The sequence below is a fragment of the Algoriphagus sp. UBA3586 genome (assembly GCF_002376385.1).
Classification (GTDB): domain Bacteria; phylum Bacteroidota; class Bacteroidia; order Cytophagales; family Cyclobacteriaceae; genus Algoriphagus; species Algoriphagus ornithinivorans.
This window is the reverse complement of sequence record NZ_DFMT01000048.1, coordinates 44,993-62,071: the sequence shown is the minus strand read 5'-3', so window position 1 is coordinate 62,071 and position 17,079 is coordinate 44,993. Positions and strand designations below refer to the sequence as shown.

Annotated in this window: 16 protein-coding genes; 2 read left to right on the top strand and 14 right to left on the bottom strand. The window is 39.0% G+C overall.

The genetic code is table 11. The features are described from left to right. Window positions 1-277: 277 nt before the first annotated feature. Genes B2906_RS17450 through rpmH form a run of 5 tightly spaced genes read right to left on the bottom strand, consistent with a single transcriptional unit; the run spans window position 278 to window position 3,713 of the window. Window positions 278-787 (bottom strand): DUF2480 family protein, encoded by a 510-nt coding sequence (locus B2906_RS17450; RefSeq protein WP_219957853.1) that lies wholly within the window; start codon window positions 785-787, stop codon window positions 278-280. Beyond that, window positions 784-1,470 (bottom strand): tRNA (adenosine(37)-N6)-threonylcarbamoyltransferase complex dimerization subunit type 1 TsaB, encoded by a 687-nt coding sequence (tsaB, locus tag B2906_RS17445; protein ID WP_219957852.1) that lies wholly within the window; start codon window positions 1,468-1,470, stop codon window positions 784-786. Before tsaB ends, B2906_RS17450 begins: the two co-directional genes overlap by 4 nt. 5 nt (window positions 1,471-1,475) lie before the next feature. Then, on the bottom strand, window positions 1,476-3,137 hold the full coding sequence (locus B2906_RS17440) for a S41 family peptidase (protein WP_219957851.1): 1,662 nt from the start codon (window positions 3,135-3,137) through the stop codon (window positions 1,476-1,478). Further along, entirely contained in the window at window positions 3,130-3,510 is a 381-nt protein-coding gene (gene rnpA, locus B2906_RS17435; protein WP_317042675.1) for a ribonuclease P protein component, read from the bottom strand. The genes B2906_RS17440 and rnpA overlap by 8 nt, the downstream gene beginning before the upstream one ends. A gap of 44 nt (window positions 3,511-3,554) precedes the next feature. Then, window positions 3,555-3,713 carry a 50S ribosomal protein L34 gene (gene rpmH / locus B2906_RS17430; protein ID WP_073570883.1) on the bottom strand — a complete coding sequence of 53 codons (159 nt, stop codon included), beginning with the start codon at window positions 3,711-3,713 and terminating at the stop codon, window positions 3,555-3,557. Window positions 3,714-3,862: 149 nt separating this feature from the next. On the opposite strand from rpmH, the gene B2906_RS17425 reads away from it, so the two are divergent. After that, window positions 3,863-5,503 (top strand): M61 family peptidase, encoded by a 1,641-nt coding sequence (locus B2906_RS17425; RefSeq protein WP_219957850.1) that lies wholly within the window; start codon window positions 3,863-3,865, stop codon window positions 5,501-5,503. Between the two features lie 50 nt (window positions 5,504-5,553). Here the strand turns inward: B2906_RS17425 and B2906_RS17420 are convergent, their stop codons facing one another. The 9 genes from B2906_RS17420 to lpdA form a co-directional block, all read right to left on the bottom strand. Continuing rightward, window positions 5,554-7,599, bottom strand: coding sequence for a M16 family metallopeptidase (locus tag B2906_RS17420; protein ID WP_219957849.1), 2,046 nt, complete (start codon window positions 7,597-7,599; stop codon window positions 5,554-5,556). 27 nt (window positions 7,600-7,626) lie between these two features. After that, window positions 7,627-8,955, bottom strand: a complete 1,329-nt coding sequence (locus tag B2906_RS17415) for a M16 family metallopeptidase (RefSeq protein WP_219957848.1) — start codon at window positions 8,953-8,955, stop codon at window positions 7,627-7,629. Between the two features lie 209 nt (window positions 8,956-9,164). Continuing rightward, a complete protein-coding gene (locus B2906_RS17410; RefSeq protein WP_219957847.1) occupies window positions 9,165-10,427 on the bottom strand; it encodes a replication-associated recombination protein A in 1,263 nt (420 codons plus the stop codon). A 176-nt stretch (window positions 10,428-10,603) separates the two neighbouring features. Further along, window positions 10,604-11,620, bottom strand: a complete 1,017-nt coding sequence (locus B2906_RS17405) for a threonine aldolase family protein (protein ID WP_219957846.1) — start codon at window positions 11,618-11,620, stop codon at window positions 10,604-10,606. Beyond that, window positions 11,610-12,560: a glycerophosphodiester phosphodiesterase family protein gene (locus B2906_RS17400; protein WP_219957845.1), complete on the bottom strand. Its 951-nt coding sequence runs from the start codon at window positions 12,558-12,560 to the stop codon at window positions 11,610-11,612. Before B2906_RS17400 ends, B2906_RS17405 begins: the two co-directional genes overlap by 11 nt. After that, the gene (locus B2906_RS17395) at window positions 12,553-13,008 is read right to left on the bottom strand and encodes a DUF2721 domain-containing protein (RefSeq protein ID WP_091655394.1); all 456 of its coding nucleotides are present in this window, start codon (window positions 13,006-13,008) and stop codon (window positions 12,553-12,555) included. The genes B2906_RS17400 and B2906_RS17395 overlap by 8 nt, the downstream gene beginning before the upstream one ends. A gap of 94 nt (window positions 13,009-13,102) precedes the next feature. Continuing rightward, a complete protein-coding gene (locus tag B2906_RS17390; protein ID WP_219957844.1) occupies window positions 13,103-13,927 on the bottom strand; it encodes an anti-sigma factor in 825 nt (274 codons plus the stop codon). Then, window positions 13,927-14,460, bottom strand: coding sequence for an RNA polymerase sigma factor (locus tag B2906_RS17385; RefSeq protein ID WP_219957843.1), 534 nt, complete (start codon window positions 14,458-14,460; stop codon window positions 13,927-13,929). Before B2906_RS17385 ends, B2906_RS17390 begins: the two co-directional genes overlap by 1 nt. A gap of 88 nt (window positions 14,461-14,548) precedes the next feature. Continuing rightward, complete coding sequence (lpdA, locus tag B2906_RS17380; RefSeq protein ID WP_219957842.1) at window positions 14,549-15,946, bottom strand: dihydrolipoyl dehydrogenase; 1,398 nt, start codon at window positions 15,944-15,946, stop codon at window positions 14,549-14,551. Window positions 15,947-16,241: 295 nt separating this feature from the next. Here lpdA and fabG point away from each other — a divergent pair, with 295 nt between their 5' ends. Continuing rightward, window positions 16,242-16,988 carry a 3-oxoacyl-[acyl-carrier-protein] reductase gene (gene fabG, locus B2906_RS17375; protein WP_219957841.1) on the top strand — a complete coding sequence of 249 codons (747 nt, stop codon included), beginning with the start codon at window positions 16,242-16,244 and terminating at the stop codon, window positions 16,986-16,988. The last annotated feature ends 91 nt before the right edge of the window (window positions 16,989-17,079 follow it).

The window sequence follows — 17,079 nt, the reverse complement described above, 5'->3', positions numbered from 1 at the left end:
CCTTACATCACTTCAAAGAACTTATTCTCTTGACATTTCAAGAGCTTGTGAGGACTAGCTTCCCCAAAAGCGAGTGCAAATATCGGGATTAATTTTTGGTTTCAAAACCGATTCGAATTTTTTTCAAAAAATTCTTTGCTGCTCTTTCAAATTTCTGTTTTTCCCGAGGCTTTTCCTCAATTGGGAGTGCAAACATAGGTCAGATTATGAGATTACGCAAGAGTTTTTACCACAAAAAAACTCAAGTTTTTTCAAAAAATTTCCAGAGTATTAAAAATCAATGTTTTGGCTTCTTATAAAGCGGCACCGTGCTGCATGGTTCACCAAACATCACTGATTTTGCCCTCGTCTTCAACAAGGAAATTAATCTTCCGTATGCATATAAAGGAATCGGTAAATCACTACAGCCTTTGACAACAACCGGCCTGTCGTCAAACATATCCAAATTCAAAGTCTCCAAATACTTTTCAGTAATGAAATTTTCAAGTTCAGAAAGACTTCCTACTACAAAACCTTTGACAACTCCTTCTAAATAAGTAGCGACTAACATATATGCCCAAGTAGGAACAATCGCATCAGCAGAACAATTAATTGCAACCCATTTATCTGAATAAGCAGACCAATCCAATTCCTTCAAGGAGGCTCTAAAGTCCTTTTCTTTTAAAATCAATTCCTGAAATAAGAAAGGCTTCAAATCAAACTCAAGTCGCTCCTCTCTCGGATAACTTTCTTCCAAGTTTAAAGATACAATGGCACTTTGGGCAACTCTATTGACTATTTCACTCATTGTAATAATGGATTTTTTTTGGATTGAAGCGCTTTAAATTCTTTCAGATAATTGGGAACAAAGTATGCTAAATCAGCGAACTCCTTATTCTGATACTTCTCCCATGCAATCCATCCAACAGATTCTGCACTGACTTGGTTCTCTAAAAAAACGGCATTTTCATGCAAAATAACTTGACTAGCCTTTCCTACAGCATCTCCTATGAAGCAAACTTTTCCTAAATCCAAATAAGATTGATAGATCCCCTCTGTTAAAACCTCTGCCTCTAATGCTCTTTTCACACTTCCTTCATTTGAAAAAACCTGACTATAAACTTCCATTCTCCTGGCGTCAAGCATTGCGATAATATGAAAGTCTTTATTTTCACCTTTGGCCTGATAAGCCAAAGCTTGAAGCGTATTCACAGTAATGAGGGGCAGGTTCAAAGCAAAAGCAATTCCTTTTGCAGTAGAAACTCCTATTCTCAAGCCAGTGTAGGAGCCGGGGCCCTCCGAAACGGCAACTGCGTTTAAATCTGATGATTGAAGCTTTACGGAGTCTAAAACCTCATCAATCAACTCCATGATTTTTTCAGCATGAACTCCTTTTTCGTTGAGCTCTTTCATAGAAAGCAATTGTCCTGATTGATGAAGGGCAATCGATAGTTTGTCCGTGGCTGTCTCTATAGAAAGAATATATGCCATGTAATTTATTTTGCAGATGCAGTCAGAATCTTGCCCAATTCAGAAGGTTGCTTAATCACTTCCAAAGCTTTCAGCACATCCTTATCCTTCAAAAGCCCGGCTTCGATCATTCCTTCCTGAAAATAATATCGGGATACAATTTCTTCAGAAATTACTTTTTTCACCTCGTCCTTATAAGTGATCAAGTCTTGCTCTTTACTATGATTCACCCTTTTTTCCAAAGCTTCAATTTGATCTTTGATCTCATTATAATAAGGCGCCTTTTCAGCATTCTTTTTCATATCCGACACAGACTTTTCTAAGTAAGTTGTGTAATCATACTCTTTACCTTCAAGCCACTTAATGAAATTCTGATATTCCTGATCCGTTATGCTGAACTCTCTAGGCTTACCTATGGATGGATGCTTATAAAAATATTCAGTGGCATAGTCAAAAACATGATTTCTCGCTACCAGACTATAAGTGATAGGAGCATATGTTTTAGATTCTATCATCTCATCAGGCTCAATTCCTGCTCCATCTCTGACTATTCTTCCATTTTTAGTCTTGAACTCTTTTCTCAAAGAGTCAGGAATGGAATATACCTCACCATTTTCTCTAGTTTGTGCATAATCTATCGCCTGAATACACCTGCCGCTTGGAATATAATATTTAGCGGTGGTAACTTTCATTTGAGCATTATATGTCAGTGGAATAGTGGTTTGTACCAATCCTTTTCCGAAAGACTTCCTTCCGATCAATACGGCTCGATCATAATCCTGCAGAGCCCCGGCCACAATTTCTGAGGCAGAAGCACTTCTTTCATTGATGAGTACGACTAGTGGAATATCTTTATCCAGAGGAGTTTTAGTCGTTTTATAGGTAAAATTCACATTTTCCAGCTTACCTATAGTTTTTACTACCTCTTTCCCCTTAGGAATAAAAAGGTTGACTATTTCCACTGCCTCACTCAAAAGACCTCCTGGGTTATCTCTTAGATCTAACACAAGCTTCTCAGCCCCTTGGTTTTTCAAAGCAATCAATGCATTTCTCACTTCTAGGGAAGCATTGGTAGTAAAGTCTCCCAACTTGATGTAACCTGTCTTTTCATCAAGCTTGCCATAATATGGTACGTTCTTAAGGGAAATCTTCTTTCTGACCAAGTTAAACTCCAATGTGTCTAGATTTCTTTTGACTTTTATTTTGACAGGGGTATTTGCAGGACCTTTCAGTAAATCAGAAACTTCTGAGGTATTCTTTTTTGAAACATCAACTGAGTCCACTTTCAAAAGCTGATCAGCGATTTTCAGCCCCGCAGATTGGGCAGGAAAACCAGTATAAGGCATTATAATAATATTCCCTTCACCTCTTCCTCCAATCAAAGCACCAATCCCTGCATATTCTCCTGTTGTTAACATCCTGAAATCAGCAGATTCTTCTTCTGGAACATACTCAGTGTAAGGATCCAATTCCTCAAGCATGGCATTAATTCCAATTGAAACCAATTCGTCAGGATCGATCTCATCCACATAATAGGAATCAAGTTCTCGAACTAAGGTTGCGAAAATATCTATGTTTTTGGCTAGAGCGAATAACTTGTCATTTTTCGCTTTGAATGCAAAAAATCCTGTCAAAAGCAATCCTCCACAAAGGATGATTACCATATATCGCTTTAATTGATTACTCATGGTGTTCGGAAACTTGGGTGGAAATTTGTTGTAAAATAGACACAACTTTCTTGGAAATAGTTGCAAAATCTATGGGCTCTGAAGCTACATATATCAGACCAATATGCAATCCTGACTCTGAAATTGTAAGTGAATGTTTGTTAAGACGGTAGGCTTCTTTCATCCTTCTCTTAATCAAATTTCTATCAACCGCCTTTTTGATTTTCTTTTTTGAAACGGAAAAAAGTACCTGAATAGTTTCCCCTTCCTGCTTTTTGGGTAAATACAGGACTTTAAAAGGGTATAAAAAAAAAGAGGAACCTTCGTTAAAAAGTTCCTTAATAGACTTTTGGGCATGAAGCCTTTCACTCTTGGGAAGTTTGTAATTCATCATCAGGTAAGGATTCGCATTAAAAATACGAAAACTACCTTGAAGAATTACTTCTTCAAGGTCTTTTCAGAGGATACAGATAGTTTCTTTCTACCTTTTGCTCTTCTGGCTTTAAGAACTCTTCTACCGTTGGCAGTGGACATTCTTTCTCTAAAGCCGTGCTTGTTTTTTCTTTTTCTGCGAGAAGGCTGGAATGTTCTTTTCATGATGGAATATCTTTAACTGATTGCTTTCTTTATGGTCTATTTGGAATTGGCCTTCCGGCTTACCCTCCAAAAAGGACTGCAAAGATATGCAGCCTTTTTTTAAATACAAACTGTACCTTTACAATTGTTGAAAGTCAATACCTTAATTCATGTACGAATTTCTATTTAAAAGCTCAAATCCACTATCACAGTTCCTCGAAATTGAACTTAAACTACCTATATCACAATCAGGGGAAGTACAATTACAGCTGCCATCATGGCGCGCAGGACGCTATCAATTTGCGAATTACGCTCAAAATATTCGAAAAATCAGTCTTTCTGACCAACAAGGGAAATCAATGCAGCTTAGGAAGAAGAGTAAAGACTGCTGGGCTTTCGATGCCAAAGTAAATCAGACATATTTTTTAAACTATGAATATTATGCTGGAAAAATGGATGCGGGATCTTGCTGGGTGGACGATCAGCAGCTTTATATCAACTTCGTCAATTGTTGCTTCGAAGTAAAATCCTCTGATGATTTTCCATATTCAATTGAAATACAAGATTCACGGTTTAAGGATTTTGTCTGCACCTTATCTAGAAAATCAGGTGGACAATTTCTAGCAGATAGTTTTCAGGAACTCGCAGACTCCACTTTTCTTACTTCAGAAAAATTAACCCATTGGGAATATGAGTCCAATCATGCCCAATTTCATATCTGGATAAATGGAGAAATAGCATTTTCAAAAACAGAATTACTTCAAGCTTTCAAGAACTTTACAGATAAATTAATTGCTGACTTTGGAGAGTTCCCAGAAAAAGAATACCACTTCATCTTTCAGCTATTGCCTTACAAGCATTTTCATGGAGTTGAGCATAAAAAAGGAACAGTCATCACATTTGGTCCAGCTCAGGAATTGTCCAACCCGGAACAATTTGGGGATTTGATGGGGGTGAGTTGTCATGAAATGTATCACGCATGGAATGTTTGCCGAATAAGGCCACAGGAATTATTGCCTTATGATTTTTCAAAAGAGAATTACAGCGAAGCTGGATGGATCTTGGAAGGAATCACCACATATATGGGTGACCTTTATTTGCTAAAATCCGGTTTTTTTAATCTGGATGAATATTTAAAAGAACTTGATAAAATAATTAGGCGAGTAAGTTCAAATTTTGGCTGGAGGAATAAAAACATACTGGACTCATCTCTGGAATTATGGCTAGACGGCTATCAAGAAGGCATTCCCGACCGGAAACAAAACATTTATGCAAATGGCTGTTTGGTTGCTTTCGCTATTGATTTGGAATTGCTTCAACAGGGTTCATCCTTAACAGAAGTCATGGGGGAGGCCTGGCAGCGATTCGGTAAACCTAATATCGGTTATGATTTACAGACGTTCTGGAAGCTGATCCAAAAGCGAGAAGGTCATTGGGACAGCCAAACTTTTTTTAGAAAATTTATTGCAGGGAATGAGGATATTCTCAAGTTGTTGGAGCAATTAATTCTGCCCTTTGGCATGAAAATTACAAAGAGTCCAAATGAAGAAATCCTAACCAAGCAGCTAGGAATCATTTTAAAGGAAGGTAAGATTCAGAAGATCCATCCTGAAAGTCCAGCCTACTTTAATTTGATGGTAGGCGATGAGATCGTTGAAAGCAAAATCAAATCTTCACAAATAACTCTGGAAGTAAAAAGGCTAAATGGAGGACAGCATCAATTGTCTTTTGATGAGGGTGGGAATTTCTTTCCTGTAGTTCAGGTGAAAAAAATGGAAGAAACATTACTGATGCAAAAATGGAGAAAATAAAAAAGCGGAGAACTATCTCCGCTTTTCTAATTTTTCTAAGAGAAGTACTCTTATTGAAAGTCTTCTGCTGTCAATTCAGGGTTTATCTCCAAAGAGGTAATCTTTGCTTCTAGAGGAACTGGAATCATCTGTGATTTGATAGTCCAAACCATAGGGAAAAGAACCCCTCCTTTTTCTTGATATTCTGAATAGAAAGTATCGCCTGATGCAGGATTTTCATTTTTGATTTTCAATCCGCTGTCAGCTGAGTAATAGTTGACCAACTGAGCTCCAGAAGGAGATTTGATAATTACTTTGTAAGCAGGAGTTCCCTCAACATCTTTTAACCCATCCAATTCAATAGAGTAACCTAATTCCTGATACCACGCCTCGGGGAATAGATAAGAATTGATTTTCGCCATTTCAAACTGCTCTCCTGTCAATTCCATTGTTTGGCCTTGGGCGCTGATAGATCCACTGTCTTCTAGGATAGTTGTGCTCTGCATCACATTTCCCATAATGAGCGTTTTTTGTCCATACTTTCCACCCTCAGCATCATAAACAGCCTGAAGAGTCAATTTATTCCCCATCACATCTGCTTCCATTGAAATAGAAGCTGTTTTGATCGCTCTGGCATTTTCTTTCCCGCCAATTGCAGAAAGATAATTTTCCATCACCATCTCTGCTGTCATATCTGCATCTGCGGTTAATTCCTTAGCCGGGAAGCCCATGTTATCATACATTTTCACTTCACCAAAACGAGCTAGTTTGTCTTTTATCTCTGAACCATTACCAACAGCAGTGATATAGAGTTTATCTGGCTCTATCAATTTTTTAGCAGTAGCATTAATATCAGCAACAGTAAGCGCATTGAGCTTCTGCAAATAAGTTTTATAATAGTCTGAAGGTAGATTATAGCGTTCGATGTTGAGTGCGAAGTTTGCAATGGTGGAAGGGCTTTCCAATGATCTACCGAAAGAACCGGAAAGGTTTGCTTTTGCTTTCTCCAATTCCTCTTCAGTCACTCCCTCATCCACAATCTTATTGAACTCATGTAGGAATTCAACTACTGCCGAATCCGTCACTTCAGTTCTGACAGAAGCATTGGCAGAGATTTGAGAAACCAATTTATCAGAACCGATGGAAGAATAAGCTCCATAGGTATAGCCTTTGTCCTCTCTAAGGTTTACAAATAGTCTTGAAGAAGATCCGCCTCCTAAAATTTGATTCAACAGCCTACTTGGAATATAGTCCTCATCTCCCAATTTCAATTGAACTGGTTGCGCAATATTGATTACGGTTTGAACTGAAGAGCTTCTATCTACCAAACCCACCACATTCTCAGATGATCTTGTTGGCATTTTGTATTCAAATGATGGGACTTTTCCAACTTTCCAATTGGAGAAATACTTCCTCACAACTGTTTGAGCCTCGGACTTATCCATATCACCAACAATCACCAAGTAAGCGATATTTGGTTTGAAAAAAGTATTGTAATATTCTTTAACATCCTCGACTGAAATATTTTTGACAGTTGCTTCAGTCGTTACCTCTCCATACGGATGATCTTTGCCATAAACCATTGCAGAACTTAGTCTGCTAGAAATGGCATTTGGATTATCCTTACTTGTGGCTAGGCCAGTCAATGTTTGCTTTCTCTGCTTTTCCAATTCATCTTCCGGAAACACAGGATTAAACAAAACATCAGTCATCAACTCCAAGGTTTTGTCCTGATGTTTTTTCAAGGAAGATGCAAAGATCGAAGTTGAGCCTGCTGAAAGGCTGGCTCCAATGAAGTCAATTTCTTCATCTAGCTGATCTTTTGTTCTATTTTTTGTCCCAGCCATCATCATTTGGCCGACAAAACCAGTCAAACCAGCTTTGTCTCCTTCCATTAGTGGATCTCGGTCCAATACAAGATTAAAAGTTACTCGAGGTAGTTTATCATTTTTTACCACAAAAACTTTCAGACCATTATCTAATTTGAAAGTTTCTGCATCGGCAATTTTTATCTCAGGAGCAGGTCCTGATTCTGGAAATTGACTTCGATCAACTTGTGCAAAGCCAATGGTGCTTGCCAAAAGAATGAAGATATATGTTGCAATTAGTTTTTTCATTTCATTGTTGATTTAAAGTTGAAACAATTATTCAGTAGCGTCTTTTGGTTTTGGCAAATAATACAATACCACTCTCCCATTGAGATTAAGATATTCATTAGCTACTCTTTTGATATCCTCTTGCGTCACTTTACTGTAATAATCCATGGTCTTATTGATATAATCTGTATCTCCATAAATCACATGAGCTTCTGCCAAATTTTGTCCAATACCTGATACTGAGGAATTACTGCTGACGATATTGTTCTCGATAATATTCTGCAATTTTTCAAAATCTCTATCTGAAATACCTTCCTGCTGTACCTGCTGAATCAACTTATCGATTTCCGACTCCAATGCTTGCGGCTCAACTCCCATATTGGTGATTCCATACATGATGAACAAACCTCCATCTTCCAATTCCAAAGGAATAGCAGCTATCGCCAAAGCTTTTTGTTGATTGTCAACCAGTTCTTTGGTCATCAAAGAAGAGTTACCACCAGTTAGGTAAGTTGAAAGCATGCTCAAAGCATAAGAATCCGGATGCGTCTGAGAAGGAAGGTTGTAGGCCTGAATTACTGCAGGAATCTGAATATTGTCATAGATAACATCTCTTATCTCCGCAGTCTTTTTAGGTTCAGCGACTTTTGGTCTATAGATTTCTTTATTGCTGCTTGGGATTTCTGCGAAATACTTTCTAACCCACTTTTCGGTCTGATCATAATCGATATCACCTGCAATTGTCAAAGTGGCATTATTTGGCACGTAAAAATCCTTATAGAATTGCTGGAATTCTTCAATTTTCGCAGCATTCAAATCATCCAAAGATCCAATTGGTGCCCATCTGTATGGGTGTACAGAATAAGCTCTTTTTAGCGTCTCAGGAAGAATGGTACCATAAGGCTGATTCTCATAGCGCTGACGATATTCTTCTTTAACTACCTCGCGCTGGGTCTCTACTCCTACCTGATCTACTTTGGAATGCAACATCCGCTCACTTTCCATATATAGAGTCAATTCCAGTTCGTTTGAAGGAACAGTCTCATAGTAGAAGGTGATATCATTACTGGTGAAGGCATTTAAAGTTCCCCCTCTTCCCTGGATGATATTCATATATTCTCCTCTTTCGATATTCTCTGTTCCTTCAAACATCAAATGCTCGAAGAAATGCGCAAAACCTGTTCGGTCTGGCTGTTCGTTTTTCGAACCAACATGGTACAATACTGAGGTGTTGACGATTGGAGTGGAATTATCTTTGTGCATAATGACGTGCAAGCCATTATCCAAAGTAAATTCCTTAAACTCAATCTTGTTTTGGGCTAAAACCGGGCTGCCTAGCAGTCCAACTACCAAGCCTAAAGCAGTTAGTTTTTTCATGGTAAAAATTAAGGGTTTGTTTTCTTACTAAAGTTAAATCTGTAAACTCTTGAGATTTGTTTAACATGTCCACTAATGGACAATATTTTTCAATATTGTTGATAAATATACCGTTAAACACAAATTCGCCCTTAAAAAATCATAAATAGCTGGAATAAAAAAATTTTCGTTGAAAAAATTATCTTAAATCAAAAACAGCCATTTTCCTATCAATAGCCATATTTTTCTCCCCACTTGGACTGAAGATATTTTCTCAACTCATTTTCTCTAGCGTTTTGACCAGGATCATACAGCTTCATTCCTTTTATCTCTTCTGGTAGAAACTCCTGATTCACAAAATTGCCCGGGAAATCATGGGAATATTTATAGGCTTTTCCATAATTCAAATCCTTCATCAATTTTGTGGGTGCATTTCTAAGGTGAAGTGGTACAGACAAGTCCCCCTTTTCCCGGACTAGGCTTTGAGCTTGATTGATCGCCATATAAGCGGCATTACTCTTAGGCGAGCTTGCCAAATAGGTCACGCATTGAGAAAGAATAATCCTAGCCTCAGGATAACCTATGATTTTGACTGCTTCAAAGCAATTGGTTGCCAAAAGTAAGGCGTTCGGATTAGCATTACCGATATCCTCAGAAGCTAAAATCACCAGTCTGCGTGCTATGAATTTGACATCTTCCCCTCCTTCGATCATTCTAGCCAACCAATACACGGCTGCATTGGGATCAGAGCCTCGGATGGATTTGATAAAAGCGGAAATAATATCATAATGCTGCTCACCGGATTTATCATAAAGCGCAACCTTTTGCTGAGCAATCTGCATCACTTTGTCATCCGTGATCACGCAGGGATTCTCGTTGATGCCATCAATTACTATTTCAAGAAGGTTCAGTAGTTTTCGTCCATCTCCCCCAGAAATTCGGAGTAAAGCGTCTGATTCTTTCAGTTCTACTTTTATTTTTTTGAGCTCGATATCTTGTTCTAAAGCTTGCTGAATCATAGCCTCCAGTTCTGCTTTTCCTAAGGAATTCAAGGTAAAAACTTGGCATCTGGATAGTAATGCGGCATTTACCTCAAAAGATGGGTTTTCAGTAGTTGCCCCAATCAATCGAATAATGCCTTTTTCCACTGCCCCTAAAAGTGCATCCTGTTGCGACTTGTTGAAGCGATGAATTTCATCGATAAAAAGAACCACCCCCATTTGAAACTTTGCCTTTTCAATCACTTCTCGAATGTCTTTTACACCTGAACTGATAGCCGACAGGGTATAAAAAGGAGCTTTGATCTCATTGGCGATGATATTAGCAATAGTTGTTTTTCCTACCCCAGGAGGTCCCCATAAAATCAAAGAAGGCACATTCCCAGACTTAATTGCCTTGTACAAAAAAGATTTTGGAGAGGACAAATGCTCTTGACCGATCAGATCATCCAATCTGGTGGGTCGCATGCGTTCGGCTAAGGGAGTAGAATTCATTTTTTCAGAAGCAAGAAATTAGAAGTATGAAACTATAAAGATTCACACATCATTTTTCACAGTATTATAAAGTTTCAAATTGAGTGTTTTTTCAATTTGAAATGGGAAAATAACATAAAAAAAGGCCTTTTCAGGCCTTATGAATTATTAAAGAAGGAAAATATCCTAGTCTGCCTTCACTTTGCTTTTTTTATCCTTTTCCCAAACTCCTCCAGTTGATCGTCTGTGAAATCCAAATGTGTAACAAAACGAACCAGATCTTTTCCAAATTTGACCGATTTGATATTTTGATCGGAAAGCTTTTTCATAAATTCCTCGGGAGTGGTTCCTTCCAACCTAGCAATGACAATATTGGTCGCTACGGGAAAAATTTCTGATACTACAGGCAAATCACCCAGCATTTCTCCCAAAGACTTTGCACGGGCATGATCCTCTTTTAGCCTATCTACTTGATGGTCCAATGCATAGATTCCTGCAGCAGCCAAAAAACCGGCTTGGCGCATGCCTCCACCAAAGGCTTTTCTTACTTTTCTGGCTCGTTTGATGTCCGATTTGCTTCCAACCAAAGCTGAACCCACCGGACAACCCAATCCTTTGCTAAGGCAAATAGAAATGGTATCAAAAGTAGCTCCCCAATCTTGAGTTTTCTCGCCGCTGGCTACCAATGCATTAAAAAGTCTCGCTCCGTCCAAATGAAGCTTAATCCCCTTTTCTTGACAGAGGGTTTGAATAGGCTTGATTTCATCCAAGGTGTAAATACTTCCCCCTCCTTTATTCATCGTATTTTCCAGGGAAACCAAAGTTGTCTCAGGAGCATGCACATCATCTGGATTGATGGATTCAGCGATTTGCGCTGCTGTGATTTTTCCCAAGTCTCCTTCCAATAATTTCACGGAAGCCAAAGAATTAGCCATAATCCCTCCACCTTCATATAAATAAATGTGTGAGTACTTGTGGCAAATGACCTCTGTCTGAATCTGGGTATGCAATCGAATCGCTATCTGATTTGTCATGGTTCCAGACGGACAAAACAGCGCTGCTTCCATGCCGAATAGTTTGGCTATTTTTTCCTCTAAAGCATTTACTGTGGGATCTTCTCCAAAGACATCATCTCCTACAGGGGCAGAAAACATTGCTTCTTTCATCCCTGGAGTAGGACGTGTTACTGTGTCGCTTCTTAAATCAATTAACATGGGTAAAATAGGGGGATTTTGAGCTTTTACTTGGGCTTAGGTTTTTGATAATTTGAGCTGCTTCTATCGGTCTATCGGTAGCTAAGATATCTGCCCCATTCTGAATAAATGAAGCATAGATTTCATCGCCTCGAGCCTCGGCTCTTCTATCCAGGTTTCCTATCACACCGAGAATAGTAAAAACTCCTTTTAGGTGAAGGGCCTGATTAAATTCCTTTGATCTTTCAGTTACCCCTGTGAAAGCAATAACTCGGTCCCAGGGTATATCTGTTTCTTCTAAGCGCTTGATTTCATTTTCATTTCGGATAGTCACTGAAAGCATTAAATCCGGGGCTAGCATATGAAGTTTTTTGGCAGCTGGAAAAGTATAAGAAATCAAAGCCGCGTAGGCTTCAGACTCTGTTTTTCTGACCGTTTCAATTACTTTTTCAAAAGGAACAGAACGTTTTATGTCCACAGTCAAAGGCGCTTTTCCTTTCGCCCAGACCAAAGCCTCCTCTAGGGTAGGAACTCGGAATTCAGTCAAATTACCATCCATATCCTCCAAGAATAATCCCTCGATGTATTCAAAAGTAACCTCATTGACTTTCCCAGTTCCATTGGTTGTCCGATCCAAGTCATCATCATGCATCAAAACAAGGACTGAATCTCTGGTCATAGCCACATCCAATTCGATTATTGCCGGAGTGTGCTTTAATACATTTTCAAAAGTTTCGATGGCATTTTCAGGAAAACCTGGGTAAGGTCCACCTCTATGTGCAGAAACCAAGGGAATTCGATCGGAAGTCCAGGAATAAAACTGTCGTGTTTCTTCTAAATTGATCAGCTTAATTTGATGAACTTCACTCTGATCGGAAGTTTCAACAGCCGATTCAACCGGTTTATTTTGACATGTGGTAAAAAGCAGTATCCAGCTTACTGCCATGAATAGTTTATTCATTCTTTTTGTTTTCTTTTCTGAAAAATACATCCAAGCTGCTTATACGCTTCTCGAAGACCTCTTCCATATCTGAAAGTTCCAAATTGAGAGCTTTGGTAGAAATTTGAATCTCAATCAGGGATAGCCCCAGAGAAACCAGCAAAGCTCCCATGCTACCTACAAACACCCAATTTGCGGCTACGGTATAGCCTTGGAAAAGCAAATACATACAAATGATGCATAATAAAAAGCTGAATACTCCGAAAAGCTGCATGTTTTTGATCAATGTCAGTCTTCTCCTAAGATTATGAATTTGCTCAACTATAATCTCTTGGTCCGGAGACTTCATGTAGTTTTTATGAAGTCCTCTTATAAGACTGGCTATGGCCAAAAATCGATTAGTAAAAGCAAGCATCAGCAATGTAATTGCCGAGAAAAGCAATGCCGGAGTAGAAAGTTGGAGTTCCATGGGTAAATAAATGATTTGCTAGTCCCTAAGTTCAGAAAAAACAATAAAAAAGCCCGTTCTTTTCAAAACGGGCTTCAATTTAATTCTAATTAGATTAGGCGACCTCACCCAATACCACCAACTTCTCTAAGGTTGGGGACTGCGAACCACCTTTAGGTTCTATGGTAATTGCGAAGGCTCCTGCTTCAGCTACAGCTTGCATTTGCTGCAAGGTAAATCGCTCACCTGGATTGACCAGACCGATTCCCACAGGACCATCCGGTCCAATAGCCCAAAGCTGATAATCATATTCTCCACCCAGAGAATTCAGCTTATTCACTGCAATGAATACTTCTTGCTGTCCTTGATCCCAAAAGACATCAACTTTAGCATCCTTTTGCATTTCAAATGCCTCACCTTTCATCTCAACTCTTTTAAAATCACCCGCTACTAGGCGATCGAGTCTTGAGTCGGTTTCCTCGTATTGGAGCTTAACCTGGTTGAGATTATCAGCCAATACTTCCTGTTCCTGAACTAAGGCAAGGAACTGTTCTTCTGTTTCGTAAAATTTACTCGCAAAATATATTGCGAGACCTGAGGCAATTACTGCCACAATGCTTGCCGCTACTGCAAATGGTTTCCAAGGAGAAATTTTCACAACCTTTCCGGTCTCTTCCGGAGCAACTGTAGGCTTCAACTCTTTTACAGGAGCAAAGTCCTTTTCAAGGTCGGCCATTATTTTCTCTTTCAACCCTGCAGAAGGTATAGGAGCGCTTGCTTGGTCAAAAGCTAACATTGCTTCCTCGATCTCATCTAACTCTTTCTGAATCTCGGGATGCTGTTTAGCTAAGGCCAGAACCTCTTCACGCTCGCGATCAGACAACTCTCCTAATAAGAAGAGCTCCAATTTACCTGATTCTATGTATGCTTGAATGTTCACTAGATTCTGTCTATGTTCTTTTTTAGTACTAATAACGCAGCCCGGACTCTGGATTTAACAGTGCCGAGGGGGATCTCAAATTCTTCGGAGATTTCAGAATGGGTGTATCCTTTGAAATAAATATACTCAATTACAAATTTTTGATCCTCATTGAGCTCATTCATCAGTTCTTTTACTCCTATGCCTTCGACATGTTCCTCAGTTCCTGACTGACTTTCAAGACCATATACGAAATCATCTATTCCATTGGTCTTACTGGATTGAGAAATTTCTTTAGATCGAAGTTTATCAATGGCAGAATTTCTGCAAATATTGGCCATCCAGGTATATAAGCGGCCTTTTGATTCTTCGTAGGAGTCGATTTTTCGAGTGATTTTGATAAATGCATCGTGAAAAACTTCCTCTGCAATATCCTGATCAGATATAATTCGAAAAATGACACCCAGCAGCGCACGGGAGTACTTTTCGTATAAGTAGTCTACCGTTTTTTTATCTCGGGCCCTAAGCCCTTGTATGAGTTGGTCTTCCTGCAAGAGTGAAACGCGGTTGGTTGAAATGGTTAAAAAGAAAACACCAGACTTTTGTTTAAGTCTGGTGCCAAAATACTAGATATTTTTTGCATTACAAGTGGATCACCTCATCATATGCAGCTGCTGCCGCTTCCATTACTGCCTCAGACATAGTAGGGTGAGGGTGAACGGTTTTGATCAATTCGTGACCAGTTGTCTCTAATTTGCGAATAGCAACGATTTCAGCAATCATTTCAGTCACATTGGCCCCGATCATATGGGCACCTAGAAGCTCTCCATATTTTTTATCAAAAACCAATTTCACAAATCCATCCTTAGCTCCTGCGGCAGAAGCTTTACCAGAAGCTGAGAATGGAAACTTGCCAATTCTTACTTCATAACCAGCTTCTTTTGCTTTTGCTTCGGTATAGCCAACTGAAGCAATCTCAGGAGAACAGTAGGTACAGCCTGGGATATTATTGTAATCCAATGGCTCTGGGTGATGTCCGGCAATTTTCTCAACACAGATAATTCCTTCAGCGGAAGCAACGTGAGCCAAAGCTGGCCCTGGAACAACATCTCCTATCGCATAGTAGCCTGGCATATTGGTTTTGTAGTACTCATCTACTTTGATTTTTCCTTTTTCCACCAAAATCCCAACATCTTCCAATCCACAATTTTCCAAATTGGAAACAACACCAGCTGCTGAAAGCACTACATCACATTCTAAGGTCTCTTCCCCTTTGGATGTTTTTACGGTCACTTTACAGCCAGATCCTTTAGTATCTACAGCAGTCACTTCAGAAGAAGTCATGATCTTCATTCCTGCTTTTTTGTAGGTTTTTTCCAATGCTTTGGAAACTTCAACATCTTCAACAGGCACAATTCTATCCATGTACTCAACGATAGTCACTTCTGTGCCGATGGAATTATAAAAATATGCAAACTCAACTCCGATAGCACCTGAACCAACTACCACCATTTTCTTAGGCTGCTTTTCCAAAGTCATGGCCTTTCTATAACCGATGATTTTTTTGTCATCAATTTTCATGGAAGGCAATTCTCTGGATCTTGCACCCGTTGCGATGATAATATTATCTGCAGAGTAAACCGTCTTTTTTCCGTCCTTATCTGCTACTTCGACCTTTTTACCTGGCTGGATTTTCCCCCAACCTGCGATGATTTCGATTTTGTTTTTTTTCATCAGGAACTGTACGCCCTTGCTCATTCCGTCTGCCACACCTCGGCTTCTTTTGACCATTCCTTCAAAATCAGCTTTGGCATCTTTTACCGTGATACCGTAATCAGCAGAGTGATTGATGTATTCAAAAACCTGTGCACTTTTCAATAAAGCTTTGGTAGGAATACAGCCCCAGTTCAAACAAATCCCTCCCAACTCTTCAGCCTCTACAATGGCAGTTTTCAGTCCTAACTGAGAAGCTCTAATAGCGGCAACGTAACCACCTGGCCCGCTTCCCAAAACAATTAAATCAAATTTGGTCGAAGACATATCTTATATACTTGTTTAATAACGATTTGAAACTATGCAAAAATAGGCCTTTTGGGTTCAGAAAAAAATTTGGATTATTTGGATCAAACAGGTTTAAAAAGACTTCTTTTAGAATCCAAAAGAAGATTTCCAAATGAAATCCTGCTCTTACCCTATTCTCATTTATAAAATTTTTAAATCCTTAGAAATGTCAGTTTTATTCCTTGAAAATCAGCGAAAATTTAATTGTCGCTTTCCGGAGAAACGATTCTTACAGCTTTTTTTCTAATTTTGACAAAACAAAATTTTACTATTCATGGGTTTACTTTCAGGAAAAACAGCTTTGATCACCGGAGCTTCCAAAGGAATTGGAAGAGCAATTGCCATTAGATTTGCACAAGAAGGCGCTAATGTGGCTTTTACATTTTTATCCTCTGTTGAAAAAGGACAGGCTTTAGAATCAGAATTGGCAGGCTTTGGCATCAAGGCAAAAGGGTATAGATCCGATGCTTCTGACTTCAAAGCAGCAGAAGATTTGGTCAATGCAGTTGTCGCTGAATTCGGAACTTTAGACATTTTAATCAATAATGCAGGAATCACTCGTGATAACTTGTTGATGAGAATGACTGAAGAATCTTGGGATGAAATCATGAATGTCAACTTAAAATCCTGCTTCAATACTGTCAAGGCTGCCACCCGTACCATGATGAAAGCCAAATCCGGATCTATTATCAATATGACTTCTGTGGTTGGTTCAAAAGGAAATGCAGGACAGGCTAATTATGCAGCTTCCAAAGCGGGGATCATTGGTTTTACCAAGTCAGTTGCATTGGAGCTGGGTTCTAGAAATATCAGATGCAATGCAATTGCTCCTGGATTTATAGAAACAGAAATGACAGATGTATTAGATGAAAAAACAGTACAAGGATGGAGAGATGCTATTCCTATGAAGCGTGGCGGAAAGCCTGAAGAAATTGCAGATGCCTGTGTTTTCTTGGGCTCAGATATGAGTACTTATATTTCAGGACAGGTGCTTCATGTAAATGGAGCGATGTATACTTAATTAACCTTTGAGGTCTTCAAGACCTCGAAGGTTTTTATTTAATAATAGAGGCTTTCGAGGTTATTGGAGTCTTCAAATATCTAAAGGAAAA

Bases quoted from the DNA above. Each gene is read 5' to 3' on its own strand.
- B2906_RS17415 (WP_219957848.1), bottom strand. From the start codon at position 8,955: ATGAAAAAACTAACTGCTTTAGGCTTGGTAGTTGGACTGCTAGGCAGC.
- tsaB (WP_219957852.1), bottom strand. From the start codon at position 1,470: ATGGCATATATTCTTTCTATAGAGACAGCCACGGACAAACTATCGATT.
- B2906_RS17405 (WP_219957846.1), bottom strand. From the start codon at position 11,620: ATGTTAATTGATTTAAGAAGCGACACAGTAACACGTCCTACTCCAGGG.
- B2906_RS17400 (WP_219957845.1), bottom strand. From the start codon at position 12,560: ATGAATAAACTATTCATGGCAGTAAGCTGGATACTGCTTTTTACCACA.
- B2906_RS17395 (WP_091655394.1), bottom strand. From the start codon at position 13,008: ATGGAACTCCAACTTTCTACTCCGGCATTGCTTTTCTCGGCAATTACA.
- B2906_RS17410 (WP_219957847.1), bottom strand. From the start codon at position 10,427: ATGAATTCTACTCCCTTAGCCGAACGCATGCGACCCACCAGATTGGAT.
- rnpA (WP_317042675.1), bottom strand. From the start codon at position 3,510: ATGATGAATTACAAACTTCCCAAGAGTGAAAGGCTTCATGCCCAAAAG.
- B2906_RS17450 (WP_219957853.1), bottom strand. From the start codon at position 787: ATGAGTGAAATAGTCAATAGAGTTGCCCAAAGTGCCATTGTATCTTTA.
- B2906_RS17425 (WP_219957850.1), top strand. From the start codon at position 3,863: ATGTACGAATTTCTATTTAAAAGCTCAAATCCACTATCACAGTTCCTC.
- fabG (WP_219957841.1), top strand. From the start codon at position 16,242: ATGGGTTTACTTTCAGGAAAAACAGCTTTGATCACCGGAGCTTCCAAA.
- rpmH (WP_073570883.1), bottom strand. From the start codon at position 3,713: ATGAAAAGAACATTCCAGCCTTCTCGCAGAAAAAGAAAAAACAAGCAC.
- B2906_RS17420 (WP_219957849.1), bottom strand. From the start codon at position 7,599: ATGAAAAAACTAATTGCAACATATATCTTCATTCTTTTGGCAAGCACC.
- B2906_RS17440 (WP_219957851.1), bottom strand. From the start codon at position 3,137: ATGAGTAATCAATTAAAGCGATATATGGTAATCATCCTTTGTGGAGGA.
- lpdA (WP_219957842.1), bottom strand. From the start codon at position 15,946: ATGTCTTCGACCAAATTTGATTTAATTGTTTTGGGAAGCGGGCCAGGT.